This window comes from Nocardia sp. NPDC059236 (assembly GCF_042754085.1).
Classification (GTDB): domain Bacteria; phylum Actinomycetota; class Actinomycetes; order Mycobacteriales; family Mycobacteriaceae; genus Nocardia.
Genome location: NZ_JBHZAF010000002.1, coordinates 135960 through 162044, shown reverse-complemented (window position 1 = coordinate 162044; position 26085 = coordinate 135960). Strand labels below are relative to the sequence as shown.

Below are 26085 nucleotides of genomic sequence, written 5' to 3'. Positions count from 1 at the left end.
CATGTCCGATCACAGCGCTGTCGACGAAATCGTCGGCGAGGCACGTAAATTCAGCGCCGCGATGATGGCCGCGATGAAGCGGCACACCCAGGCCACGGGCTGGCTGGAACGTCGCAAGGCGCGCAAGGAAATCAGCCGCCTGCTCCGGGCCGAGCAGCGCGAGCAGGCCCAGGCCCGTATCGACAACCTGACTTGGACCAGCCAGGCCGTGGACCGTTACCGCGCCCACAGCGCCGCGGTCGCGCACCGGGCAGCCGATCCGAGCGTCGATCACGACCGCCGTGCCCGCGACGCCCGCGATCTGGCCCAGCACCGCGACGACATGGCGGCCCAGTTCATCGGCAACGACCATTTGACCCGCACCGAGCAGGGCATCGCCCTGGACGGGCTGGACGCGGCCACGATGTTCCCGGAGTACGAGACCGGCAACCTGTTCAGCCGCGCTCACAAGGTCAAAGGCATCGAAGCCCTGCGCTACCGGGCACGGGTGGCCCGCGAAACCGCCACTGTGCGTGAGCGTGCCGAGGCCGAGCGGGCCGGGTTCGATGTGAGCCTGGACGCGGCGCGCCGCGCGAATCGGGAGCAGCGGGAACTCACCCGGATCGAGAAGGCCCAACCGGATCAGTCCCGCTACGTGGCGGAGATGATCTGGACCAGTAGCCGGGGCGAGATCGGCATGAGCGATGTCACAGCACTCCCGACCGAGCATGCGGCGACGGCTTGGATGGCGCGAAGCGTCGATAGCTCGCTGTGGACCGAGGGCACCACGCTGGCGGTGCGAATCACCGACAGGGACGGTGCCGCAACGCAATACAGCGAGTCGGGCCGGCCGGAGATCGTGGCCGATCAGCTCGACGCTCGCGAGGCGATGCTGCGGGAACGGACCTTGGCCGGACAGGTCCACCGTGACCCGCCGGCGCAGGCCCGTGAGACGGGCGCGCGGGACAGCGGCCGGTTCAACAGTTTTCTCACCTACTGGCCCGAGGGCGGGAACGGCGTCCAGAACGTGCACGCCCGTCACGACAGCGAGATCGCGGCCGTCGCGTGGACGGAAAACCAGCTCAACGAGATTCGGTCGAAAGCCGACTCGGTGGTGCTGGTCTCGGCGTTCGAGCACGACGGCAACGGCCACCACGAACCGGTCTTCCAGGCCGAGGGCGGTCGGCAGTTCCTCGTCGACGAGGTGGCCCAGTGGCGTGAGGGTGCCGAGCGCGACGCCGGACGGCAGCGTGGCGAGCCGCCGCGGGAATCGGCTGCCGCAGAACGTGATCGGTTGCGCGGCGAGCTCGATTCGCTGACGACCAGGCATCGGCTCTCGATCGAACACAACGGCGACCTGACCGACCAGAACGCCGCATTGACGCGGCAGATGGCCTTGCTGACCACCGAGCGTGACCACCTGCTCGGTCAGCGTGACTCACTGCGCGGCGAGCGTGACGAGGCGGTACAGAAACTCGCCGAGCGCACGCCGGCGCACGAGCGGTTCGGCAGCCCGGAACGGCAGGCCGAGCAGGCCAAAGCCGCAGCGCGACAGCCGGGCCGGTCGGCGCTGGCCGACTACCAGCACGGCCAGACCCTCGCCGATGCTGTCGCCCGCAACGGCCACGACCGCGAAGGCATGGAGCGGTGAACGGCGACGCCGAATCCGCACCTTTTCTGCAGGGCGAGAAGTTGCCGTCCATGCCGGGCGAGGCACCGCCCGGCATGGACCCGGTGACGTGGCGCGGTCAGGCGCAGGCACGCGATCTGACCGGCCACGGCCGATGGCCCGACATCACCACAACATCCAATCGAGAGGACACCGAACCAATGAACGACATTACTCACCCCCAGCAGGCACCCAGAGCGATCGTGACCGAGACCGAGCAGCAGATGCGCGCGGACTTCATGCACGCGTGGGGGAGCCACAACAACAGCTGGGACTACGACCCCGCCGATGACATCGCCTACATGGAATACGCGGGTCCGTGGCTCACCGATGAGCGGTGGGTGGGCGAGTGGGTCCACCTCGAAGACGCCACGCTGCGCTGGAGCGAGGTCAGCGACATCGACGCCGAGATCGAGAAGTTCGACACCGCCGAGTTGTCGCCGATCCGGCGCCGCAGCGAGGAGCAGGCCCGCTACATCGCCGAGCACGGCATCGAACGTGACGAGCACGGGCTGTTGTCCTCGCACTACGTCACCCGCGTCGAGGAACGCGCCGAATCGGGCGTGGGCACGCCGTCGCCGCTGGCCGACTACAAGCCTGGTAACGCGCTGGCCGCGCACCTGGCGAACTCCGAGCGCGACGGGTTCGACCGGTGAGCGCCCCGGCCATCGAGGCGACGATGCCCGCCCAGAGCTTCGGCGCGCACGATCTGGTCGCGCGGCCGGCGGGCCCGCGGTCGCCGGTCCGTACGGCCTGGCCGGCGGCGTCGACGTCCACGAGCATGGTCCGGCCGTCGCCGGAAGCTCTGGGCGGCGGGGACCTTGAGGCGCGGTTGATCGCGGCGCATCAGCGGACCGCCGAGTTGGAGGAGCAGCTGGCCGCCGCGGTCGCGGGCCGCGATGCCGCCGAGCATCACGCCGCGCAACTGGAAGACCGTAACCGGGAGTTGGCCAGCGATCTGGACAACGCCCTGGATCAGCTGGCCGGGCACGCCCTGCACGCCGAGCAGGAACGACTGATCCGCCCGCCGGCGTGGAGCCCGTGGACCGCATCGGCTGACCGAGGGGGATACGACCGATGAGCACGGCTGACCATCCGCTCACCGTGTCCTCCGGCGAGGATCCCGCCCCCGCGCCGTGTCCTTCCGATTCGGTTGGCGCGCAGCAGGACACGGACCCCGCCCGGCAGGACACACCGAACCGATTCGAGGACACAGAGGAGGACACAATGCGGCAGAACCAGCCCGCCCGCGATCACGTCGAGACGGCGGCTCTCATCGCGGTGATTTCGGTGTTGACCGCCGCGAGTGGATGGTCAGCTATCGCCCTGCACGGGCTGGCACAAGCCGCGGGCATCACCTCGTGGCTGGCGTGGGGTGCCCCGGTCATCGTGGACGGCCCGCTGATCCAGGCCGCTATCGCGCTGGTCGTGCTGAAGCGCCGTGAGAAGGGCGGCGCGGACGTAGAGCCCGGTCAGCGTGCGTTCTTCTGGTGGATGCTGGCCATGTCGGAGCTGGTCAGCCTGGTCGGCAACGGCGCACACGCCTGGATGTCGCCCGAACGCACCATCAAGGGCTGGGCGGCAGCGATTGTGGCGGGCGCGGCCCCGATCGCGGCGATGGCCGTCATGCACGGCCTGACGATCCTGATCGAGGTACTCGGCCAGGCACTCAAGACCACCGCGCCCGCAGGTATCGCCGAGCGAACCGCTCCCGCAGCGGATTTCGAGGCTCCGCGAGCCCCGTCTCCTGCTGTGTCCTCAGGACACACCCCCGTGTCCCCGACTGTGTCCTCGCCCGCGGCAGGACACACCCAGGACACAGCCGCTGTGTCCTTGCCGTCTCCAGGACACGGCTCCGAGTCCGGCGAGGACACGGAGACCTCTGCCGAAGAGCGGGACGCGACCATCTGGGCGATGCATTCGGCCGGCGCCAGCCTGCGCGATATCGCCGCCGCGACCGGTCTGTCGTACGGGTACGTGGGCAAGCGGGTGAAGCGGTTGAAAGCCGAGCACGGTGTCACCGACGAGGATCCGGGCCCCATCGATGAGACGGAGGTGGTGCTGCAAGTCGTTCGCTGATCGATCGCCCGGTGATGCGGGAGGGTGTGCGGCGGTCCCGCCCGCGTCCAGGGCACACAGCGTCGCGGGGCGGCGATGGCCGAACGGCCACCCTTGACCCGCGAGCCTCCACCGCCACACAGGCACAGCCCTACGGGGCAGGCAGCAAGCCCTGCCCCCCAATTCCCTTCCACCTCGAACACATTGGAGGACACCATGACCAACGCACTGACCGACCTGGACCAGATCAACGCCGAGCTGATGGGCGCCGGCGCCCGTAATCCGTTCGGCAAGGACGTGCAGCCCGGGGACGGGGTGACCGGCGAGATCGTCTCGGTCGTGCGCCGCCACCGCCACAACAGTCAGGGCCAGCCCTTGTTCTGGGTCAACCGCAAACCGATGGCCGCCGCGGGCGGTGACCCGGTGATCGATAGCCAGTTGATCCTGGAAACCGACGCCCGCGACGACGAGCAGGACGACGGGCTGCGCGCGATCACTCTTGACCGGGACGTGCAGCGCGCGATCAGCGTGGGTGTGCGCCGCGCCCGCGCCGGCGGCATAGTGATCGGCGGCCGGATAGAGGGCCTGCTCTACGTCGGCCCGGTCGAGGGTGGCGGCTACGGCCGCATCTACGACCTGGGCGCCTACATCGCACCCGCCGCCTAACGATCCAACCCACCAGAGCCCCCGGCCCGTGATGAACGGACCGGGGGCTCTGTCGTGTTCACGGCCCCTCAGCTGGTCGTGATCCCGGCCTTCTATTCTTCCCCGACTGTTCCCCGGCCCCTTCCTCCGAAGGCTTTTCGTGCCCGGACAGCGGGTTGCTCAAGGGTGGCCGTAGGCCATCGCCGTCAGGCGACGCAACGCAGTTGCGCCCTTGAACAACCCGCTGTCCGGGCACACACTGTCCGGCCGAGGAAGGGCCCTGCTCATGTTCCGGCATCGGCTGGCAGCAGTCGATCTTGGTGTTGGGGGACCTGGTCGGCGGCGCGAAAACCCCGGCACAAAGCTAGCCACTGGGTAGCACACGAGTGTGCTACCCAGTGGCGCTCTCTACCACCACACCAACCCTCCTCTGAACTGGGGCGAAGGGCATGATTTCTGCTCACTCCCCACCCCCACCCAGTCCGACATCTCATCACCCACTTCGTGATCGACGAGATGTCGGACTGGGTGGGGGTGGGGAGCAATCAGAAATCAAAAAGATCAAGTAGGGGAGGGGTGGTGTGGTGGTAGAGAGAAAAAGAAGTGGTTGCGTTGGGTAGGTATCGGAAAGTTTGCGAGTGGGTCGTGTTGAGAGACGGTGGTTGTGGTGGCGTCGTCTGCCTAGGCTGCGGTTTAGGGCACGCGGCTGTGCGTGATGGTCAATTGGTGTAGCGCGTGTGCCGGCGGGGACGTGGGACGCTGACTCGTGTAGCGGCGCAGTGATGTAGCGCGTGGCACCATCCGATGGGGTACCGCGAGCTGGCGCTCGCGCCTGCGTTCCGCTCGGCAGGTGGTGGCGGGGCACCTCACCGCTCGGCCTGTTCTGGGGCTATCACACGGGTACCGGCCATCAAGGGCGCCTACGGCGTCGGCAAGCCGATGGCGCAAGCGCCACCCTTGACGGCCGCCACCCGTGTGATCGAGACGCCCCAGGCCAAGCGGAGAGGAACCCCACCACCACAGACACGCGCTCCACTCCGGACATGTCCGCAGCCTGACGGCTGCGCGCGGGGGCGCTGCCCGCCGGACCCCCGCCCTCGCCGGGAGCAGGCCTGCACAGAGAGAGGAGGGTGCACCCGCGCGCGTTGTGTTGGTCTACCGCAGCCCTCAAACGACCAAGATCACCGCCATGTACGAATGCGTCAATCACCTCAGCAACTTGATGGCACCGTGACAGCTACTTTGCGGCAAGAATCTTCGCGACCAGTGGCGGTTGCCGCGTCTTTGGCCACGAATGCGCGGCAAAAACCGCGCCACCCGATCCGGCTAAAAGCGCTGGTAGGCATCCGGATCGGACCGTACCGATCGGTGATGGTTCAGAACGATACGTTATCCGGCGAAGAGGTGGGCCGCCGTCTCGCGTGGGAGACAGGGTTGGTTCCGGGCCGGACGGCTGGAAGTCCTCGAACGCCCCAAATCCGAATAGAAACCACAACTAGTTGTGCCACAGCACGCCTTGTACTGCCTGCCAGGAAGCATGGTCCGCCGCATTCAGCAGCAGGCTGGTTGGGCTCTCGGTGAGTCGGTATGGTGCCCCATCTGGTCGTAGGGAAGTGCCGCCAGCTTCGGCTAGGAGCAGAGTGCCAGCAGCGTGATCCCATGGCTGTGACCGCTGGTACAGCACGAAATCGAGGTCGCCGTCGAGTAGTCGTGTGTAGTTGACCCCAGCGCTCAAGGCGCCTGGTCCCAAGTTCGCGAACCTTCTGCCGACCTCTGACAGCCGCGCTTTTTCCTGCCTGTCTAAGCGCTTCGTTGGGGCGGCGCCCCGTAGACGCTCGACCTCTGCGGGTGGGGGCGGTCGCCAGAGCCGGACACCGTCTCGGAATGCCCCAGAACCGCGCTCAGCGATGTATCGCTGTCCTGTCTCCGGCAGGATGATCCACCCGGCTACGGGCATGCCGCCGCGGAGCAGCGCCACCATCACCGCGTATTCGCGGCGCCCAGCCACGAAGTTCGATGTGCCATCGATGGGATCCACTAGCCAGCATGCTGGCTTGCCCAGCGCTGCGAGCAGAGACAGATCATGGGCGACAGCTTCTTCCCCGACTACCGGGATGTCGAGGATCTCTCGCAGCCCCTGTGAAATCAGTTGCTCGGCTTCACGATCAGCCACGGTCACCAGATCTCCCGGCGCTTTTTCCGCCACTTCACCGGCGGCCAAGCGGCGGAATCGAGGCAAGATCGCCGTCTCGGCAGCGCAGACGAGGACTTGCGCCACTTCATCGATCACGCCGTGAGACTAGTCCAGGGGCAGAGGAGGGCGGCGATGACGTGTGTTCAATACGCTCTGACCAGGCCCGAGCCCGTTCCCGCACATGCAACACGAGGTACCGACCGGGTTCCTCATCGCACGCCTCTTCCCGAACTGGTCGGTTGACGAGGAGTCAGCCGAGCGCCGCACGTACGTTGTCCCACTGGGACTTTGCGCGATGGGCGTAGCGCATCGTGGTCGTGATATTCGCATGCCCCAGCAGCCGCGAGACTTCCTCGATGGGGATTCCGTTCTCTAACAACCGGCTTGCGTAGGTGTGGCGAAGGTCGTGGAGTCGCACGTGTCCAATCTGGTGACGGCTCTTACCTTTACCGACATGCGCAATCCGGACTGAGGCGTCGAATCGGTTCCGGAGATTGGATGGATCGAACGGCCGGCCTTCGGTGTGCGCAAGAACAAGGGCTGAATGGACGCGGGCGTTCCGCGGGTACTTGACTGGCGAGGGCGCAGGCTTGCCTACGCCGACTTGCGAAAGGTGTCTGCGTAGCCGCTGAGTCAGACTTGCGCCGATGGGAATCGCGCGGCGCTCATGATCCTTGGGGGACTTCATCTCTTGCGCAACGGGATCGTACGCCCACTCGATCGAGATCAGGCACCGCTTGAGATCTACGTTCTCCCAGTGCAGCCCCATGGCTTCGCCGAGCCGCATCCCAGTGCCGAGTAGCACTTCCATCACGAGCTGATCGAAATCGCTCATGGATTCTATGATTGCTGAAATTTCGCTGTCGTCCAGATAGCGCTCGGGCATGGGGCCAGGCTTGGGTAGCACAATGCCCTTACAAGGGTTCGAGTCGATCGCTCTGGCCTTGTGGGCCGCCTTCATGGATGCGCTCAGGAGGTAGTAGCACTTCGCGACGGTTGACGCGGCCATGCCCCCGTTCGCGAGGTCGGTGACCCATAGCTGGATCGCATCGGTGGTGATGTCGCGCAGCGCGACCCTCTTCCACCGCGGACGGACATGATCGCGCAGCCGTCCTTGGTCGGATCGGTCTGTGCTCTTGACCACAATCCGGCCGGCCTGCCATCGAGGTTCCCACTCGCCCCATGTGAGCTTTCCGGCGTCGGCGGGTCTAGGCGACTCCCGATGGTTGACCTCTTCCTTGCCCGCCTGGCGGATTGCGTCGGCCTTGTGGGCAAAAGTGCCCGGGAGTCGCTGTTTCTCGCCTCCAGCGCCTCGATAGACGCCTCTATAGCGGCCGCTGGGAAGCTTCTCGGCCCATGCCATATCGTCACGCTCCGTCGATAACGATGTGGGGCAGACGTGGGGCATGTTGTAGTCTGTCCCAGCCAAGCCCCTTTAGCTCAGTTGGTAGAGCTGGAGACTTTTAATCTCTAGGTCGTAGGTTCGAGTCCTACAGGGGGCACAACCAGTAAAGGGGCACCTACGGGTGCCCCTTCTTCGTGTGTGCCCCATGAATGCCCCATGATCCTAGCGTTTCCGCAGCTAGAATCGCTGCAACTTGCGGATTAAAAGTCCGTAGCTCTACCAACTGAGCTATAGGGGCGTGCGGGACGTCAGTTTAATGGGCCGACCCCATAAGTGTTAAACGAGTATCCGATTGCGCTCTGGCAGACGGTATTTGCGCAGGTCACGATGCGCCGTCGGGGTCCGGGCCGGTGCGGCGCGGGCGCGCGGCGGGGAACCGCGGGAACCGGCGGCGTCCGGGTGGGGGATGACGCGGTGTGCCGTTGGGGTGACGGGCCGTGCCGATCGGCGGGGCTCGGGGAGCCGAGGCGGTCGGTTGGGGGGACGATGTGGCCCTGTGAGGGTGCGGACCGGTCGGTGCGGCACCGCGAGAAGGTGGACCCGGGGGCGGGTCGGGGTCGGCGCGGAGTGTGGGCGGGGTGGGGTGGCGGTGTGGTTTCGCCGTGTCCATTGCCCGACGGGTTCCGGACGGCCCGGTAAGCGGGCGCTGATTGCCGGTGCCGAGGGGTCCGGCAATCGCCTTGCCACTCAGTTTGTTTCGTTGCGCTGGAGTGTGAATATCATCCAATGGTGATGTGTGGCAAGCTATTTGGAGCGGGGGGGAAACCGGTCGGAGTCGGCGCGGGCGTGGGGGCGGCGGCTCGGCGGCGATGCGGTGTCGGTGTGGACAGCGCATCGCGGCGGCGATCGGCCGGCCGAACATCGGTGGGATATGGGCGAATTCGTCGATTCGAACCAATCATCCTTACGATTGCTGGGGAATTGCGGCATTCGATAGGGGGTGTGCTGGCTAACTGACTCTCCGGTACACCTCACGCTGGGTGCGCTTTCCGGGTACGGTGACCGACTGGTGAATTCCCGAGAAACCGGGATTGCCCCGGCGGCACGGGATTCGGCTTATCGTTGATGTGCCCGAACGTGTCGCGACCGGTCTGGCCGATCGCGGCTCCAATACGATGAAGCTGCGGGGAGGCGGACCAGGACGACGTGAACGCCCGGGTGCGCACCCCCTGTGGTGCACCCGGGCGGGAAAAACTATACCTGTTGGTGTGTTTCAAGTTTTTCGCGCTTTTCCGTACCGAAAGTTTGGTAATTCCGGGCGAAGCCCGTTTTGAAGTATTTGAAAGACACATAACTTTGCGTCGAGGCCGCGCGGCGGTCGGCGACGGTTAGCTAGCTTCGGAGGCGTTTCGAGCATGGCACGGCAGCAAGAGCGGGCCCGCCGGACACGCGCGGCGATCATCAGGTCCGCCGCCGTTGAGTTCGGGAAGAGCGGCTATGCCGCTGCTTCGCTCAACCGCATATTGGAAGGTTCCCGGGCGACCAAGGGGGCCATGTACTTTCACTTCGACTCCAAGGAGGACCTGGCTCGTGCGGTGCTGGATGCGGCGGTCGACCGCTATCGGGCATCGACCGAAAGGTGGCTCGCCAGAACCGATCTCGGTCCGCTGGATGTGCTGCACGGCATGATCGACGAGATCGCGCTGCGGCTGGAGAACGACATCATCATCCAGGCGGAGTTCCGGCTCATCATCGAGCCGGAGTTCTACCGCGACATCCAGGCCGGCGGCGGCCGCATCCTCGGGCGCGCCATCCGGCAGCTCGCGGTGAAAGCGACCGAGCACAAACAACTGCGCCCGGATTCGGATCCGGACCGGTTCACCCGCACCTTGGCGGCGGCGCTGGCGGGCCAGCGCTATATCTCCGATGTGCTGGCGGGACCGGTGGATCTGCGGGCCCGGTTCGCCGAGGCGCTCGAGGTGATCGTGGAAGCCACCACGACACCGGAGTGGACCGAGGAGTTCCGGCGCACCGGCTGGCGGGTGTCCGCCCGGCTCGAAGATCTCAACTTGGGACTCTGACCAGCTGATTTGGGAATCACGCGGAGCCTGTCATAAGCTATCTCCGCTCCCAACGGAAGCCGTTGAGCAAACGGTCCGGAGAAATCCGGCGGGCCCCCTTCGTCTAGCGGCCTAGGACGCCGCCCTTTCAAGGCGGTAGCGCGGGTTCGAATCCCGTAGGGGGTACAACGATGGAAACATCGTTGTCGGAGCAAGAGCAAGGCCCTGTGGCGCAGTTGGTTAGCGCGCCGCCCTGTCACGGCGGAGGTCGCGGGTTCGAGTCCCGTCAGGGTCGCAAGACTCCTTGCATGGCAAGAAGTGGTATAGCGTGGCATTCGAATCGGGTGCCTACGGCCAGGTAGCTCAGTTGGTACGAGCGTCCGCCTGAAAAGCGGAAGGTCGCCGGTTCGATCCCGGCCTTGGCCACCGGATCTGGAAGACCCTGTCCCTCGGACGGGGTCTTTCCGCATTCCCGGGCTCTCCGCGTGTTTTTCGACCTGTGGGTCTGATCTTGGTGGAATGCTGGACCCCATGGCTCAGGACAACCAGTGGTATTACTGCATCTCCCATCAGAAGGCGGAGCAGGGGAAGACCTGCTGGGTCGGCGATCGGATCGGGCCCTATCCGGATAAGGCGACAGCGGAGCGGGCGTTGGATATTGTGCGGGAACGAAATCGGCGCGCGGACCAAGAGGACGACTGACGCCGGAGTGACGGGGGTGACGCGCTGTTCGGTGCGCTCACGAGGCACTCAGGTTGACCAGGTACGGTTTCGTAGCCAGAAAACGACCAAGCGGGAGGGTAAGCCTTGAAGGTCACCGTGGTGGTGCCGACCTACAACGAGCGGGAGAACCTGCCGGTGGCGGTGGAGCGGCTGACCGCGCTACCGGTGGCCGACCTGCATGTGCTGGTGGTGGACGACAATTCGCCCGACGGCACGGGTGAGGTGGCCGACAAGCTGGCCGCCGACCTGCCGAACGTGGTGGGCGTGCTGCACCGCACCGAGAAGGACGGTCTGGGCCGGGCCTACATCGCCGGCATCACCAGGGCGCTGGGCGAGGGCGCCGACGTGGTCATTCAGATGGACGCCGACCTGTCGCACCCGGCCGAGGTCATCCCGGCCATGCTGGACAAGCTGGAGTCCACCGATGCCGGCGTGGTGCTCGGATCCCGTTATGTTCCCGGGGGTTCCACCGCGGCGGAGTGGAAGTGGTATCGCAAGGCGCTGTCGGCCTGGGCCAACTTCTACGTGAATATGATTCTGCGCCTGGGCGTGAAGGACGCGACCGCCGGTTTCAAGGCGTGGAAGGCGGACACGCTGCGCGCCATCGACGTGGCCTCGATCAAATCCAACGGCTATTCGTTCCAGGTCGAGATGAACTACCGGACGGTCAAGAAGGGCATTTCGATCGCCGAGGTGCCGATCCGTTTCGAGGAGCGCACCAAGGGCGCGTCCAAGATGAGCCTGAAGGTGCAGCTGGAGTCCGCGGCCATGCCGTGGAAGCTGCTGTTCGGTCGCGCTGTCTGACTAACTGCCGGGGCGGCTTTCGGGCCAGTGGAGCAGCGTGTCCACGAACAGCTGCCGGACCTGCTCCACCTCGGCGTCCATATCGGCCGGATCCCAGTCGCTGACATCGATCGGCGGTAGGACGGCCACGTCCACGACGCCTTTGCGCACCACGGCGGAATTGCGCCACGCTATTTCGCCGGCATTCCGGATCACCACCGGAATCACCGGCACACCCGCCTGCCGGGCAATGTGGAACGCGCCCTTCTTGAACGGCCCGATGCGCGGGGTCAGGGATCGGGTGCCCTCGGGCGCGATCACGACCGACAGTCCGCCGCGCAGGGTGTCGACGACGGGTTCCAGCGCGGCCTTGGCGGCCGCGGTGTCGGCGCGGTCGATGAAGGTCACCTCGACGAAGCGCATGAGGGGACCGAAGATCGGGTTCTTGGTGATCTCCCGCTTGGCGATGCCGGTGAATCCGGTGCCCAGCACCTCGGCCAGCACCACGATGTCGAACTGGCTCTGGTGGTTGAAGATGAACACGGCCGGGCGTGGGGCGCGGGCGTTCCCGGCGCCCACCACGCGGACCTTCACTCCGGTGCCGCGCAGGGTGGTGTCCGCGGCGTAGGTCATCATCGAATCCGCCATCTGGCGGCGCTGTTTCGTGTGCGCCTTGGCGGCCACGCCGAACAGGGCCCCGCCCAGCAGACCGGTGAATCCGGCCAGGGTGCGGGCGTAGTCGGTGGCCCCGGGCGCTTGCCGGGGCCGGAAATGCAGCACCGGCCAATCCTTTTCGGCCGCCTCCAGCACGACGCGCGGATCCGGGTTCACCGCCACCGGGTGCCCGGCGGTCTGCAGTAGCGGCAGGTCGGCGGCGCTGTCGGCGTAGGCCCAGCTCTGGGTGAGGTCGATGTCGTGGGTGATGGCGAAGCGGCGCACGGCGTCGGCTTTGCCGTTGCGCCACAGCGGCTTTCCCTCCACGTGCCCGGTGAGCACGCCTTCCTGGACGGCCATGGCCGTGCACAGCACGTGCGGGACGCCGAGTTCCTCGGCCACCGGCCGCACCTGGTAGCAGGTGACCGAGCTGATCAGCACCAGTGTGTGCCCGGCCGCCTCGTGTTCGCGCACCAGCCGCCAGGCCTCCGGATAGATGTGCCCGTACACGCTGCGCGCGAACGCCTGTCGCCCGAGTTGGGCCAGCTCGTCCTCGGCTGTCCCGGCCCAGCTGTACATCACCGATTGCAGGAAGCGCTCGTACTCGCCCTCGCTGCGCGCCCCGCGAATACTGCCGAGCAGGGTGGCGGTGAGCGCGCCCTGGGTGCTGCTGCGCCGCAGCAGTCGCCGGGTCAGCGGCGGCGGGTTGAATCCGTGGACGACGGTGCCGCCGAAGTCGAAAATCGCTGCGACGCGGGGGCCTTGCGGTCCGGTGCGCACGGCTTCGAGGGCCGCGCCGAGATCCTGTGCGCCGACCGGGCGCTGGGTGACGCCGACGCCGGGCCGGAGCGGCAGTGCGGGCCGGCCCGCGCCGATTCCCCGGACCCGGTGTGTCATAGCGCTTCCAGGCGGTTGGAGGGGTCGAGGGTGGCGGCCCGGGAGATGCGCTGCCCGATGGCGCGCAGTTCGGCGGCGAAGCGGCTGCGGCGGGCGGCCAGATCGGCGGGATCGTCGGAGGGGGTGAGCAGGCCGTGGTTGTCGGCGAGTTTGATCGCGCTGCCGAACAATTCGGAGGACACCGATTCGGGGCTGTGCAGCCGTTGCTGCAGCAGCATCTGTTTGCCGACCTGCAGGCATTCGTCGATGAGGACCTTCTTGTCGACCTCGGCGACCGGGTCGCGGGCGGCCAGCCGTTCGGCCACCACCAGTTGCGCGTCGAAGAAGGAGCGCAGCACCCGGTGCGCCATCATGAACCCGGATTCGGCCAGCCGGGCCAGGATGTCGGAGCCGACGGTGCCCGCGGCGGTGCGCTGATGCCAGTCGTGGTCCATCAGCAGCATTTCCGCGGTGAGCTGGCTGGTGAATTCGGCCCGCTCCGGGAAGAAGAATTCGAACTTGAGCAGGTCGCGCAGCCGGAAGGCGGCCTCCCAGCCGACCCGGAGCTGATCGCCCTCGGGCGCCTCGACGGCGGTGAGGATGGACAGTTCGAGGATGGCGCGGTTGACGAACCAGTGCACGGCGCTGTTGCGGTAGAACGCGGCCTCCAGGTGTGCCCCGGCATTGATGGCGTACACCGGTTCCAGCCCGCCGCGGTACACGGTGACCACGGTGGCGACGGTCAGCTGTTCGAGCACCACGGCCAGCCCGTGATCGTCGCGAAGCGCGTCGAGTTCGCCGCTGGGCAGGTTCCGGCGCTGGATGTAGCCGAGCACGGGCGCGATGGCGGCGCGCAGTTCGCCGCGGGTGAGGGCGCGCTCGTGCACGCCCAGCAGTACCAGGGTGGTGAGGGCGTTGACGGTGATCGGGGTGACGTCGTTGATGCCGACGGCGACCTCGAAGGCCAGCCGCTGCACGGCCAGGTGCTCGAGTTCGAGGGTCGGCTCGGAAGGCGGATTCGGGTGGACCGTCAGCGGATCGCCGTTCACGGCCAGCCGGTCGCGGGCCGAGAGCGGGGTCCCGAAGCGCACGTACACGCGCCCGGCCGAGTGCTGCTGGTTGCGCACGTAGCGGGCCAGCCAGGTCAGGCCCTCGGGTTGTTTTCGGCCGCCGGTCTGTTCGAGGGCGATGGCCCCGATCTCGTTGAGCCGCTCGTAGGTGATGGATACCGGCACCAGCATGACGTCGTCGATGCGTTTCGAACGCAGCGCGGCCGCAAGGTAATTCAGCAGTCCGTAGCGGGGCGGCCGGAGTTTGCCGGTGCGGGTGCGCCCGCCCTCGAAGTACCACTCCAGGTTGAAGCGTTTGGTGAGCAGGTAGGCGAAGTACTCCTCGACGACCGCCTTGTACACCTCGTCGTCGCCGAAACTGCGGCGGATGAACACGGTTCCGGTGCGCCGCGCGACGGGCCCGATCGGCCAGAACTTCAGATTGGCTCCGCCGACCACGTGGTTGGGCGGAAAGTCGTTGCGCGCCAGGATGTCCCCGAGCACGAAGGCGTCGACGTAGGACCGGTGCGAGGGCAGGAAGACCAGCGGGTAGCGCCGGTTCAGCGAGCGCAGCCGGTCCAGCCCGGACTCGTCGGCATCGACCTTCCAGGTGGAGGCGTGCACGGGCCGCATGGCCTGGGTGAACAGGTCCGACACCAGCCGGCTCTGTGCCGCGACGAGTTCGCGCAGGCCCTTCTCGGCCCGCCGGTACACCTCGCGCGCGGGCACGCCGGTCTCCTCGGCGATGGCGTCGAGCCGCCGCAGGAATTCGGGCGAGTCCAGGATTTCCTCGACCACCAGCCGCGGCACCTTGTACCGGTCGCCGATGACGGCGCGTTCGGCGCGTTCCAGGGCGACGATGCCGGCGCGCACGATGGCCCGCCCGAAAGCGTCGGGCGCACCGGCGGATCCGGGATTGTTGGCGCGCAGCTCGCTGAGCCGGGCCGGTTGCCCGGTCAGCACCAGGTGCCGGTCGGGGGCCTTGCTGAGCAGCCGCCGCTGCATGAGCCGGTTGGGTTTGCGCGGGTTGGTGAGGGTGAGCAGGTCGCTGAAGGTGGTGCGGCGCACGCCGTCTCGCTCGGGCGGCAGCCACAGCACCCGGACCGGCACCACCAGCGGATCGTCGCTGCGCCCGACCAGCCGGGCGGTGACGGCCGCGGCGTCGAGGTCGAGCTGGGTGACGGGCGCGGCGGTGCCGAACTCCTGGGTGATGCCGCCCTCGGCCAGCCAGTGTCCGACGAGGGCGCGCTCCACCTGGGAGGCGGCGTCGACCAGGGCGACCACGGACTGCGGAGCGGTGAGCGCGGCTTCGGGGAGCCGGCTGTCATGATCGAGCATTCTGGTTACCTCCGCATGAGCCGCTGCGATCCATTGAAGCCCAAACGTGCGGCGTCGGTCGGTAGGTCGGGCAATTCCCCGGTCGGGGCGTGGGTTTCGGGGCGGCGCGGCGGCGTCGTGGCGCAGGTCGCGATCGACCCCTCCCCGCTCTGGGAAAGGTAATGCTAACCTCACTCATTAAGTTAGGTAAGCATAACCTTGGAGGTCTGGTGTCGGTCGCTGACGAACGGGTACGGCTCGAGGGGGAGCAGCGGTGGGGCGAACACGTCACCGATCCGGTCGCGGCGGTCACCGCGCTGGCGGCGGCGGATCGCTTCGGCGAATACGTGGTGTACGAGCGGCCCGGCGAATGGGTGTTCGCGGCCGACCCGCTGGGCGGCGTCGAGCTGGACGCGAACGAACTGCGGGTGAGCTGGGGCGGGCGCACCACCGCCGGGCCGTGGACGGGGAATCCGGCGCAGGCCGTCGACGGCGCGCTGGCCGCACTGCCGCTGGACGGCCGGAATGCGTTCGGGTGGATCGGATTCGAGTTCTGCGCCTGGTCGCTGGGCGCGACCGCGCACGTGCACCCGCGAGCGACGCTGGCGCACCTGATGATTCCGCGCATCGAGGTACGCATCGACGCCTCGGGGGTACGGGTGTCGGGTGCGACGCCGTCCGAGACCGGCGACATCCACGCGCTGATCGCGGCCGCGCAGGACACGCCGCTGCCGGTCGCGCACCCCGTCGACGTCACCGTGGATCCCACGGGCTACCGGGACCGGGTGGCCACCGGCGTCGCCGAGATCCGGGATGGCAAGTACCAGAAGGTGATTCTGTCGCGGAAGGTGGAACTGCCCTTCGCGGTGAACATTCCGGCCACCTACCGGCTGGGCCGCGTGCACAACACCCCGGCGCGCTCGTTCCTGCTGCGGCTGGGCGGGCTGGAGGCCGCGGGCTTCAGCCCGGAACTCGTGGCGGCCGTGGACGGGGAGCGGGTGGTCACGACCGAGCCGCTGGCCGGGACCCGCGCCTTCGGGCGCGGCGACGAGGTCGATCTGGCCGCCCGCGCCGACCTGGTGCGGGATCCGAAGGAGATTGTCGAGCACGCCATTTCGGTGCAGACCTCGTTCGCCGAGATCGCGGCCGTGGCAGAGCCGGACACCACCGCGGTCTCGGACTTCATGGCCGTGCGCGAGCGCGGCAGCGTGCAGCACCTGGCCTCCACGGTGCGCGGGCGGCTGGCGGCCGACCGCAGCCCGTGGGATGCGCTGGAGATGCTGTTCCCGTCGGTCACCGCCTCCGGGATTCCCAAGGTCGCGGGCGTCGATGCGGTGTTCCGCCTCGACCACGATCCGCGCGGCCTGTATTCCGGTGCGGTGGTGACGGTTTCGCCCGACGGTGCGCTGGAGGCGACGCTGGTGCTGCGCGCGGTCTACCAGACCGGTGCGGGTGCGTGGCTGCGCGCGGGCGCGGGCGTGGTCGGGCAGTCCCGGCCCGAACGCGAATTCGAGGAGACCTGCGAGAAACTCGGCAGCGTCGCGCCGTACGTGGTGCGCGCCTGAGCGTCAGACGCCGAACTCGACCCCGGTCAACCGCTCGGACAGCTCCCAGAGCTGCCGGGCGGTCTTTTCGTCGTGGGAGGCGGCATTGGAGCCGACCTTGGCGGGGTGACCGCGCCAGTTGAACCGGTCCGGCCCGTAGTAGCCGCCCGGTTCGACCGCGGCGGTGGCGGCGTACAGCGTTGGGAGAGCGCCCATCTCGGCGCTCTGCGCCACCAGTCGATTGCCGAGCCCGACGATCTGCTCCAGCAGGTTCTGGGTCTCCGAGCTGATCTCGGTGGCGGCATAGCCCGGGTGCGCGGCCACCGACAGCGTGGGCGAGCCGGTGAGCGTCAGCCGGCGCTGCAGCTCGTAGGTGAACAGCAGCAGCGCCAGCTTGGACTGCGCGTACGCGCCGAAGCGGGAGTAGGCGCGCCGCTCCCAGTTCAGGTCCTCCAGATCGATACGGCCGATGAAGTGGGTGATGCTGGAGGTGTTCACCACACGCTCCGAAATCCGGTCCAGCAGTAGGCCGGTCAACGCGAAGTGGCCCAGATAATTGGTGCCGATCTGCAATTCGAAGCCGTCGGCGGTGCGCTGCTTCGGCACCGCCATCACCCCGGCGTTGTTGATGAGGACATCGGCGCGCTCGACACCCGCGGCGAAGGCGCGCACCGAGGCCAGGTCGGCCAGGTCGAGCTGGCGGATCTGCACGGTCCCGGGCATGGTCCGGGCCACGGACTGCGCCTTGATCTCATTGCGGCAGGCCATGATCACCTGGGCGCCGGCGGCGGCCAGGGCGCGCGTGGTGGCCTCGCCCAGGCCGCTGGTCGCGCCGGTGACGATCACGATGCGACCGGTCTGGTCAGGAATGTCCGATATGTTCCACCCGCCCATGGCTGAACCCTAGGGCGTGTGGCTCAGTAGCGCGCGGCGAGGGCCTTCTTGTCGATTTTGCCGACCGCGGTGACGGGCAGGACGTCGGCCTGCCGCAATACATCCGGGAGCTTGTAGGTGGCCAGGCCGCGCTCGGTCAGGAAGGCCTTGACGGCGGCCAGCGACGGGAGGTCGTCCGCGGTCACCAGGACCACGCAGACCTTCTCGCCGAGCGCCGGATCGGGCAGGCCCACGGCGGCCGCGTGCCGGACGCCCGGATAGGCGAGCAGGTGTTCCTCGAGCTCATCGCAGGAGATGTTCTCGCCGCCGCGATTGATGACGTCCTTGATGCGGCCGGACACGATCAGGTGGCCGCCGGGCAGGCGGCGCACCAGATCGCCGCTGCGGTAGTAGCCATCCGGGGTGAAGGCGCGCGAATTGTGTTCGGGGGCACGGTAGTAGCCGCGCAGGGTGTAGGGGCCGCGGGTGAGCAGCTCGCCCTCCTCGCCGTCTTCGACGTCGTCGCCCTGCTCGTCCACCACGCGGACCTCGTCGGCGGGGGAGAGGGGGCGGCCCTGGGTGGTGCAGACCAGTTCGTCGGAGTCCTCGGCGCGGGTGTAGTTGAGCAGGCCCTCCGCCATGCCGAACACCTGTTGCAGCCGCACGCCCAGGGCGGGGACGACATCGCGGGCGTTCACCTCGGCCAGCTTCGCACCGCCGACCTGGAGCAGGCGCAGCGAGGACAGGTCGGCGTCCTCCCACTCCACTGCCGCGCACCAGAGCTGGGCCAGCGGCGGCACCACGGCGGTGACCGTGACGCGGTGGCGTTCGATGGCGGCGAAGGCGCTCTCCGGGCTGGGGTCGGTGACGAAGGCCATGGCGCCGCCGGTGGCCACCGTGCCGAGTACGCCGGGGCAGGCCAGCGGGAAGTTGTGGGCGACCGGGAGGGTCGCGAGATAGACGTCGTCCGGGCCGAGCTCGCAGACCTCGGCGCTGGCCTTCGCGTTGTAGGCGTAGTCGTCGTGGGTGCGGGCGATGAGCTTGGGCAGGCCGGTGGTGCCGCCGGAGACCAGCATGAGCGCGATATCGGAGGCGTCGACCTCGGGTAGCGAATCACCCTCGGCGGGAATCGAATTCAGGTCGGTGAACGGGCCGGGGTCACCCAGCACCAGGACGTGCCGCAGGGCCGGGACGTGCGCGCTCACCTCGGCGGCGAGGGTGCGGTAGTCGAAGTCGGCGAGCCGGTCCGCCGTCACGTAGGCCACCGCGCCGGAAAGCCTTGTCAGATGCTCGATCTCGGCGCGCCGGTGGGCGGGCAGGGTGAGCACGGGGATGATCCCGGCGCGCAGCAGGCCGAACAGCACCGGAACGAACTCGGGGACATTGGGCAGCTGCAGGACGACCCGGTCGCCAGGCCGGATGCCCAGGGCGAGGAAGCCGTGCGCCATCCGGTCGGCCGCCAGATCGAGCGCCGCGTAGGAGGTCTCGGTGCCGCCCAGCAGCGCCGGTCGGTCGGGCCACTGCCGGGCCGCGTCGCGCAGGAGTTCGCCCAGCGGCCGGCCCGCCCAATATCCGGCCCGCCGGTACTGCTCGGCCAGATCGTCGGGGAACGGGACGAAGCCGTCGCGGTCGTCCGTGGCGGGTTTTGCGGTCGATGTCTCCGCGGATGCGGTCGATGTCACAGCTCTGACCTCTGGCTAGTAAGGGTGGCCTTGCATAAGTTAGGCAACCCTATCTCAATAGGTTACGCTGCTGTCGAACGACATCCGAATTCCGGATCGGCAGCGGTCATCCCCTCCCCTCGAACAAGGAGTACCAGCGGAAATGGAGTCACCCCAGGGGTCAGCGGCGAGCATCGCCCGGGACGAGATCCGTACCGCCGTCGCCCGCCACCTCGGCCTCGACCCGGTCGCCGTCTCCGACCACGCCGACCTCATCGAGCTCGGCCTCGACTCCATCCGCACCATGAAACTCGCGGGTTCCTGGCGCAAACGCGGCCTGGCCGTCAACTTCGCCCAACTCGCCGCCGAGCCCACCGTCGCCGCCTGGCACCGCCTCCTCGGCGGGGCGGAATCGAATGACCCGGCGGACGATGTGCTTGCGGCCGCGAGCGAGACGGCGGATGACGGGAGTCCGTTCCGGCTGGCACCGATGCAGCACGCGTACTGGGTCGGGCGGGGCGAGGGCCAGGAGCTCGGGGCGGTCGCGGCGCATCTCTATGTCGAATTCGACGGGGCCGGGGTGGATCCGGAGCGGCTCCGGGCGGCGGTCGAGGGGCTGGTGCGGCGGCATCCGATGTTGCGGACGCGGTTCCTGCCCGACGGGACCCAGCAGACGCTGGAGCGGCCGGGCCGGGAGGTCTGGAGTGTCACCGATCTTCGCGCGGCCGAGGCCGAATCGGTGGAGCGGACGCTGGAGGCGTTGCGGGAGCGCCGGACTCATCAGCTGATGGCGGTGGAAGACGGCCAGGTCGTCGATATCGCGCTGACCCTGCTGCCGGACGGGCGCACCCGGCTGCACCTGGATGTGGACATGCTCGCGGCCGACGCCATGAGCTACCGGATCCTGGTGGCCGACCTGGCGCGGCTCTATCACGGCGAGCAGCTGCCGGCGCAGTACTACACGTTCCGGCAGTACCTGGCCGAACATGCCGGTCCCGCACCGGAACACACCGCCGATCGCGAGTGGTGGCAGCGGCGGCTCGCGGATCTGCCGGGCGCGCCGGAACTGCCGGGCGCCGCCGAGGTCCAGGAGCAGGCGCGCACCGTGCGGCTGCATCGGTGGCTGTCGCCGGAGGCCAAGGCGCGGATGTTCGCGGCGGCGCATGCGCGGGGGATCACCCCCGCGATGGCGTTGGCGTCGGTGTTCGCCGAGACCATCGGCGGGTGGTCGGCGCAGCGGCGGTTCCTGCTGAATCTGCCGCTGTTCCATCGGGAGCCGGCGCATCCGCAGGTGGACGGGGTGGTGGGCGACTTCACCTCCTCGGTGTTGCTGGAGGTCGATGTGACCGAGCCGGCTACCGTCACCGACCGGGCCCGCGCCCTGCAGCGTGAATTGCATGCCGCCGGAGCGCATTCCGGCTACACCGGCCTCGAGGTGCTGCGCGATCTGGGCCGGCTGCGCGGCGAACCGGTGCTGGCCCCGATCGTCTACACCAGCGCCATCAATCTCGGCGAACTCTTCGCCGACCAGGTCACCGCCACCTTCGGCGAGCCGGTCTGGATCATCTCCCAGGGCCCGCAGGTTCTGCTCGATGCCCAGGTCACCGAGGTCCGCGGCGGCCTCCTGCTGAACTGGGACGTCCGCGCCGACGCCTTCCCGCCCGCCATGGTCGAGACCATGTTCACTCGCTACATCGACGCCGTCCTGCGCCTGGCGGGCAGTGACGAGCCGGAGGTGGAAGTCCGCGACGCGGGGTGGGATGCCGAGGCGGCGGTGCGAATTCCGGTGGAGCAGGCGGTGGTTCGCGCCCGGGTGAATGCCACCGATGGTCCGGTGAGCGGTCGGGCGCTGCACAGTGGGCTGTTCGAGTTCGCCGCCGCGAATCCGGATGCGCCCGCGGTCATCTGGGAGGACGACCGCGCGGACGCGTCCGACTCCCGGGCTCGAGTGCTGACCTATGGCGAGCTGGCCGGGCAGGCGCTCGCGGTGGCGGGTGCGTTGCGTGCGGCGGGGGTGCGGCCGGGTGATGCGGTCGCGGTGCAGTTGCCGAAGGGGCCCGATCAGATCCTGGCCGGCGCGGGTGTGCTCGCGGCCGGCGGCGTGTATGTGCCGATCGGGTTCGATCAGCCCACGGCGCGCCGGGACGAGATCGTGCGGATCGGTGCCGTGGTGGCGGCGGTGACGGCCGGGGCGGAGGTCACCGGGGTGCCGACGCTGGCGCTGACCGAGGCGCGGCGGTATCCGGAACCGTTGGCCGAGGCCGTGATTCCGGATACCGAGGCCATCGCGTATGTGCTGTTCACGTCGGGGTCGACGGGGCAGCCGAAGGGCGTGGAGGTGCCGCATCGGGCGGCGATGAACACCATCGACGACCTCAACGAGCGGTTCGGTATCGGCGCTGACGATCGGGCGCTCGCCCTGTCGGCGCTGGAGTTCGACCTGTCCGTCTACGACATCTTCGGCCTGCTGAGTGCCGGGGGTGCGGTCGTCGCGCTGGATGAGGGACAGCGCGGCGAGCCGGGACGGTGGGCCGAAATGATTCGGCGGCATCGGGTTTCGGTAGTCAACTGTGTCCCCAGCCTGCTGGACATGCTGTTCGAGGCGGCCGCCGGGAAGCCTGTGGATAGCTTGCGCATGGTCATTCTCGGCGGCGACTGGGTGGATGTGGCGCTGCCCGGACGGCTGGCCGCGGTGGCCCCGGACTGCCGGTTCGCCGGATTGGGCGGGGCCACCGAGACCGCCATCCACTCCACCATCTGTGAAGTGGTGAATGCCGAAGTGCCGCAGGAGTGGTCGGCCGTCCCGTACGGCACTCCGCTCCGCAATGTGCGCTGCCGGGTGGTCGGGCCCTCGGGGCAGGACTGCCCGGACTGGGTCACCGGCGAGCTGTGGATCGGCGGGGCGGGCGTGGCCGCCGGGTATCGCGGCGACGCCGAGCGGACCGCCGACCGGTTCGTCACCCACGAGGGCCTGAACTGGTACCGCACCGGCGATCTCGCGCGCTACCTGCCGGACGGCTGCCTGGAGTTCCTGGGACGCGCCGACCATCAGGTCAAAATCCGTGGGTATCGCGTGGAACTCGGCGAGGTGGAGAGCGCCCTGCGCGCCCTGCCGGGCGTGCGGCACGCCATCGCGGCGGTGATCGGCGCGGCCGCACCGAAACTCGCGGCGGTCGTGGTGGCGGGCGAGGGCGTCACCCTCGAGGTCCCGGCCCTGCTGGCGGCCGCCGCGGAGCTGCTGCCCGCCTACATGATTCCGTCCCGGGTCGAACTGCCGGCCGAGCTGCCCTTCACCTCGAACGGCAAGCCGGACCGCAAGGCCATCGCGACCCTGCTGGCCGTGGGTGAGCGGGACGGCGAATTCGTCGCTCCCCGAACCGATATCGAGCACGCCGTGGCCGGCATCGTCGCCACGGTGCTGGGCCGCGAGCGGGTCGGCGTGACCGACGACTTCTTCGCCCTCGGCGGCGATTCGGTGCTGGCGACCGCGGTCGTCGCGCGCGTGCGGGATTGGCTGGATTCCCCGGACACCGTGGTCGCCGACTTCTTCGCGGCCCGCACGGTCGCGGGACTGGCCCGCCGCCTGCTGGATCGTGAGGAGCGGGCCGGCGCGGCCGGCCGGCTGGACGAGGTGGCCCGCCTCTACCTGGAGGTGGCAGCCATGTCCGACGACGAGGTCCTCGCCGTGTCCTGACCGGCGGCCAGTACTGGATCCGACCCGGGAATCCGTCACCGCCGCTCTCGGTGACGGTGGTCTCGGTGTCCGTGGCGGTCACAAAGTCAGATCAGCACCAGAACGTCGGATCAGCACCAGAACGCCCAGCAAACCCGGGATTATCAGGGCGTCCATGGTCGCGGACGCTACCGCTCGAGCAGGTCGAAGGGCTCGACGGCGAGGCGGACACGACGCGCCGGAGCACCCTCGGCAGGCGTCGGCAAATTCCGAATCCGGGAGCGGTTCGCGCCGAGATCAGACGAGCACGCCGCCGCGCCCCTAGACTCGACCCCGTGAGTGGTTGGGACATCTCCGACATCCCCGATCAGGCGGGCCGGACGGTCATCGTGACCGGCGCCAACAGCGGGCTGGGCGCGGTCACCGCGCGTGCGCTCGCCGGCGCCGGGGCGCGCGTGATCATGGCGTGCCGCAATGAGGTCAAGGCGCGGGCCGTCGCCGACGAGATCGGCCCCAATGCCCAGGTGCGCCGGCTGGATCTGGCCGACCTGACCTCGATCCACGAGTTCGCCGACTCCGTCGACGGCGCCGACGTGCTGATCAACAATGCGGGCGTGATGGCGGTGCCGTTCAAGCGCACCGCCGACGGCTTCGAAATGCAGATCGGCACAAACCATCTCGGTCATTTCGCACTGACCGGGCTGCTGCTGGACAAGATTCGCGACCGGGTGGTCACGCTCTCCAGCGGCATGCACGCCATCGGCCGCATCGACCTCGAGGATCTCAACTGGGAGCGGCGCTCCTATCAGCGCTGGGCCGCCTACGGACAGTCCAAGCTGGCCAATCTCATGTTCGCGCGCGAACTGCAGCGCCGCCTGACGGCCGCCGGATCCACCAAGGTGTCGGTGGCCGCGCATCCCGGCTACGCCGCCACCGAGCTGCAGGGGCACACCGAGTCGCTATACGACACGCTCATGTCCATCGGCAACCGGCTGTTCGCGCAGAGCGCCGAAATGGGCGCGCTGCCAACGCTGTTCGCCGCCACCTCGGAGGTCGATCCGGGTGGCTTCTACGGCCCGACCGGGCTGCGCGGCATGCGCGGCTACCCCGGGCCCAGCACCTCCACCGCCGCCTCCAAGGACGAGGTGATGGCGCGGCGGCTGTGGGAGCTGTCCGAGCAACTGACCAAGGTCACCTATCCGTTCGTTCGCCGCTGACCCGGAGGCCGGAGAACCGATGAGCATTCCATTCGACCGGCGGGATCAGCTCGACAAGATCCAGCAGGGACTGCTGCCGGGTGAACAGATCCTGGCCGTGTACGACGCCATCGGGGTGGGCACCGGATTCCTGGGGATCACCGACCGGCGGGTGGTCATCCAGGACAACTCGTTCGTCGGGAAGAAGATCGCCATCACGAGCATCCCGTACGCGCGGATCTCGAGCGTCAGCATCCTGACCAACAAGTCGTTCGCGGGACAGTTCTTCTCCTCCGGGCACATCGCCATCAGCACCGGGCACCACACCTACGAGGTGGAATTCCGGGGCGACGAGAAGACCCGCCACGTGCACGATGTGATCCTGCACTACATCCTGCGCTGACCTGGTCCGTCCCAGTCTGTGAGATGTCGGTCCCATCAATGGTGTTCCACGCCACAGGCACGATTCGAGATCTCTGATACAGTCTCGGGCATGCAGCGTGTGTATTTCTGGTTTAGCCAGCCGGCCCCGGGTGGGTCGCGCGGCGTGAACCTGCGCTGACATCCTCCACCCCGAGCCGGACGAAAACAGACCGGCTCTAAGGGGTTTCGAACAACTCTCCGTGGGTCGGCCTGGGACAGGAAACCCACCCATGACTACCACCGCCGATCTCGAACGGCATGCAGATCTGGACGATCAGCGCACGCTCAGCGTGAGCCCGCTGCGTTCGCCCCGTGAGATCCGTGCCGCCCACCCGATCGACGACACCCTCGCCGACACCGTGCGCGCCGGCCGCAAGGCCACCGTCGACGTGCTCAACGGCTCCGACGACCGCCTGATGGTGATCGTCGGCCCGTGTTCGGTGCACGATCCCGACGCCGCCATGGACTACGCCCGCCGGCTCGCCGCCAAGGCCGCCGAGCTGGACGACCGGCTGCACGTGGTGATGCGCGTCTACTTCGAGAAGCCGCGTACCACGCTGGGCTGGAAGGGTCTCATCAACGACCCGCACCTGGACGGCAGCTTCGACATCAACACCGGCCTGGACCTGGGCCGTCGCCTGCTGGTCGACATCACCGCGCTGGGGCTGCCGGTGGCGTGCGAGTTCCTGGACCCGATCACCCCGCAGTACATCGCGGACCTGGTCGCCTACGGCGCGATCGGCGCGCGGACCGCGGCCAGCCAGGTGCACCGGCAGCTGTCCTCGGCACTGTCCATGCCGGTCGGCATCAAGAACGGCACCGACGGCGACGTGCAGGTCGCGGTGGACGGCGTGCGCGCCGCGGCCGCCTCGCACGTCTTCCCCGGCACCGACCTGGACGGGCGTTCCGCGCTCATCCGCACCGCGGGCAACCCGGACTGCCACGTCATCCTGCGCGGCGGCAGCAACGGCCCCAACTTCGACGCCGCCTCCTGCGCGGAAGCCCTGCTGCGCCTGGAGAAGTCGTCGCTGCCGCAGCGGCTGGTCGTGGACGCCTCGCACGGCAACTCCAACAAGGACCACAACAAGCAGATCGATGTCGTCACCGATCTCGCCGAGCGCATCGCGGCGGGCGAGGACACCGTGGTCGGTCTCATGATGGAGTCCTTCATCGTGGCGGGCCGCCAGGACCTCACCCTCGGCCACCCGGAGGCGCTCACCTACGGGCAGTCCATCACCGACGCCTGCATCGACTGGGACACCACCGCGGCCCAGCTCGACCGGCTCGCTGACGCCGTCACCCGCCGCCGCGAGGCCCGCGGCTAGCCGGCCCGGCCACCTGACCAGCACCCGCTCGTTGCGAG

The 26085-nt window shown here is 68.3% G+C and carries 19 protein-coding genes and 4 tRNA genes; 17 read left to right on the top strand and 6 right to left on the bottom strand.

The window, feature by feature from the left end:
* The first annotated feature begins 1 nt into the window (after window position 1).
* The 5 genes from ACFXIV_RS05835 (at window position 2) to ACFXIV_RS05815 (ending at window position 4372) form a co-directional block, all read left to right on the top strand.
* On the top strand, window positions 2–1630 hold the full coding sequence (locus ACFXIV_RS05835; protein WP_379397945.1) for a hypothetical protein: 1629 nt from the start codon (window positions 2–4) through the stop codon (window positions 1628–1630).
* Window positions 1627–2304 (top strand): hypothetical protein, encoded by a 678-nt coding sequence (locus tag ACFXIV_RS05830; RefSeq protein ID WP_379397943.1) that lies wholly within the window; start codon window positions 1627–1629, stop codon window positions 2302–2304. The genes ACFXIV_RS05835 and ACFXIV_RS05830 overlap by 4 nt, the downstream gene beginning before the upstream one ends.
* Entirely contained in the window at window positions 2301–2729 is a 429-nt protein-coding gene (locus tag ACFXIV_RS05825) for a hypothetical protein (protein WP_379397941.1), read from the top strand. Before ACFXIV_RS05830 ends, ACFXIV_RS05825 begins: the two co-directional genes overlap by 4 nt.
* Entirely contained in the window at window positions 2726–3727 is a 1002-nt protein-coding gene (locus tag ACFXIV_RS05820) for a DUF2637 domain-containing protein (protein WP_379397939.1), read from the top strand. Before ACFXIV_RS05825 ends, ACFXIV_RS05820 begins: the two co-directional genes overlap by 4 nt.
* 195 nt (window positions 3728–3922) lie before the next feature.
* On the top strand, window positions 3923–4372 hold the full coding sequence (locus tag ACFXIV_RS05815; RefSeq protein ID WP_379397937.1) for a hypothetical protein: 450 nt from the start codon (window positions 3923–3925) through the stop codon (window positions 4370–4372).
* Window positions 4373–5846: 1474 nt separating this feature from the next.
* Here ACFXIV_RS05815 and ACFXIV_RS05810 read toward each other — a convergent pair.
* Window positions 5847–6641: an inositol monophosphatase family protein gene (locus ACFXIV_RS05810; RefSeq protein WP_379397935.1), complete on the bottom strand. Its 795-nt coding sequence runs from the start codon at window positions 6639–6641 to the stop codon at window positions 5847–5849.
* 154 nt (window positions 6642–6795) lie between these two features.
* Window positions 6796–7908 (bottom strand): tyrosine-type recombinase/integrase, encoded by a 1113-nt coding sequence (locus ACFXIV_RS05805; RefSeq protein WP_379397933.1) that lies wholly within the window; start codon window positions 7906–7908, stop codon window positions 6796–6798.
* Between the two features lie 66 nt (window positions 7909–7974).
* On the opposite strand from ACFXIV_RS05805, the gene ACFXIV_RS05800 reads away from it, so the two are divergent.
* From ACFXIV_RS05800 to ACFXIV_RS05770, 7 genes are all read left to right on the top strand, one after another.
* A tRNA-Lys gene (locus ACFXIV_RS05800) sits at window positions 7975–8047 on the top strand.
* 1258 nt (window positions 8048–9305) lie between these two features.
* Window positions 9306–9971 carry a TetR family transcriptional regulator gene (locus ACFXIV_RS05795; RefSeq protein ID WP_379397931.1) on the top strand — a complete coding sequence of 222 codons (666 nt, stop codon included), beginning with the start codon at window positions 9306–9308 and terminating at the stop codon, window positions 9969–9971.
* A gap of 92 nt (window positions 9972–10063) precedes the next feature.
* Window positions 10064–10136, top strand: a tRNA-Glu gene (locus ACFXIV_RS05790).
* A gap of 35 nt (window positions 10137–10171) precedes the next feature.
* Window positions 10172–10245: transfer RNA gene (locus tag ACFXIV_RS05785), tRNA-Asp, on the top strand.
* A gap of 57 nt (window positions 10246–10302) precedes the next feature.
* Window positions 10303–10376 (top strand) — tRNA-Phe (locus tag ACFXIV_RS05780).
* 105 nt (window positions 10377–10481) lie between these two features.
* Window positions 10482–10652, top strand: coding sequence for a hypothetical protein (locus tag ACFXIV_RS05775; protein ID WP_379397929.1), 171 nt, complete (start codon window positions 10482–10484; stop codon window positions 10650–10652).
* 123 nt (window positions 10653–10775) lie between these two features.
* Window positions 10776–11477: a polyprenol monophosphomannose synthase gene (locus ACFXIV_RS05770; RefSeq protein ID WP_379398250.1), complete on the top strand. Its 702-nt coding sequence runs from the start codon at window positions 10776–10778 to the stop codon at window positions 11475–11477.
* Here ACFXIV_RS05770 and ACFXIV_RS05765 read toward each other — a convergent pair whose 3' ends face one another.
* Entirely contained in the window at window positions 11478–13007 is a 1530-nt protein-coding gene (locus ACFXIV_RS05765; protein ID WP_379397927.1) for an HAD-IB family hydrolase, read from the bottom strand. It lies immediately after the preceding gene.
* Window positions 13004–15373 (bottom strand): glycerol-3-phosphate 1-O-acyltransferase, encoded by a 2370-nt coding sequence (locus tag ACFXIV_RS05760; protein ID WP_379397925.1) that lies wholly within the window; start codon window positions 15371–15373, stop codon window positions 13004–13006. Before ACFXIV_RS05760 ends, ACFXIV_RS05765 begins: the two co-directional genes overlap by 4 nt.
* A 161-nt stretch (window positions 15374–15534) precedes the next feature.
* On the opposite strand from ACFXIV_RS05760, the gene ACFXIV_RS05755 reads away from it, so the two are divergent.
* Window positions 15535–16917 (top strand): salicylate synthase, encoded by a 1383-nt coding sequence (locus tag ACFXIV_RS05755; RefSeq protein ID WP_379397923.1) that lies wholly within the window; start codon window positions 15535–15537, stop codon window positions 16915–16917.
* Between the two features lie 3 nt (window positions 16918–16920).
* Here ACFXIV_RS05755 and ACFXIV_RS05750 read toward each other — a convergent pair whose 3' ends face one another.
* Together ACFXIV_RS05750 and ACFXIV_RS05745 are read right to left on the bottom strand one after the other, a co-directional pair.
* Window positions 16921–17790, bottom strand: coding sequence for an oxidoreductase (locus ACFXIV_RS05750; RefSeq protein WP_379397921.1), 870 nt, complete (start codon window positions 17788–17790; stop codon window positions 16921–16923).
* 23 nt (window positions 17791–17813) lie between these two features.
* On the bottom strand, window positions 17814–19451 hold the full coding sequence (locus ACFXIV_RS05745) for a (2,3-dihydroxybenzoyl)adenylate synthase (protein WP_379397919.1): 1638 nt from the start codon (window positions 19449–19451) through the stop codon (window positions 17814–17816).
* A gap of 142 nt (window positions 19452–19593) precedes the next feature.
* On the opposite strand from ACFXIV_RS05745, the gene ACFXIV_RS05740 reads away from it, so the two are divergent.
* The 4 genes from ACFXIV_RS05740 (at window position 19594) to ACFXIV_RS05725 (ending at window position 26047) form a co-directional block, all read left to right on the top strand.
* Window positions 19594–23124, top strand: a complete 3531-nt coding sequence (locus tag ACFXIV_RS05740) for an amino acid adenylation domain-containing protein (protein WP_379397917.1) — start codon at window positions 19594–19596, stop codon at window positions 23122–23124.
* Between the two features lie 314 nt (window positions 23125–23438).
* The gene (locus ACFXIV_RS05735; protein ID WP_379397915.1) at window positions 23439–24320 is read left to right on the top strand and encodes an oxidoreductase; all 882 of its coding nucleotides are present in this window, start codon (window positions 23439–23441) and stop codon (window positions 24318–24320) included.
* Window positions 24321–24339: 19 nt separating this feature from the next.
* Entirely contained in the window at window positions 24340–24702 is a 363-nt protein-coding gene (locus tag ACFXIV_RS05730; RefSeq protein ID WP_354830917.1) for a PH domain-containing protein, read from the top strand.
* 250 nt (window positions 24703–24952) lie between these two features.
* Window positions 24953–26047 (top strand): 3-deoxy-7-phosphoheptulonate synthase, encoded by a 1095-nt coding sequence (locus ACFXIV_RS05725; protein WP_379397913.1) that lies wholly within the window; start codon window positions 24953–24955, stop codon window positions 26045–26047.
* Window positions 26048–26085 lie beyond the last annotated feature (38 nt).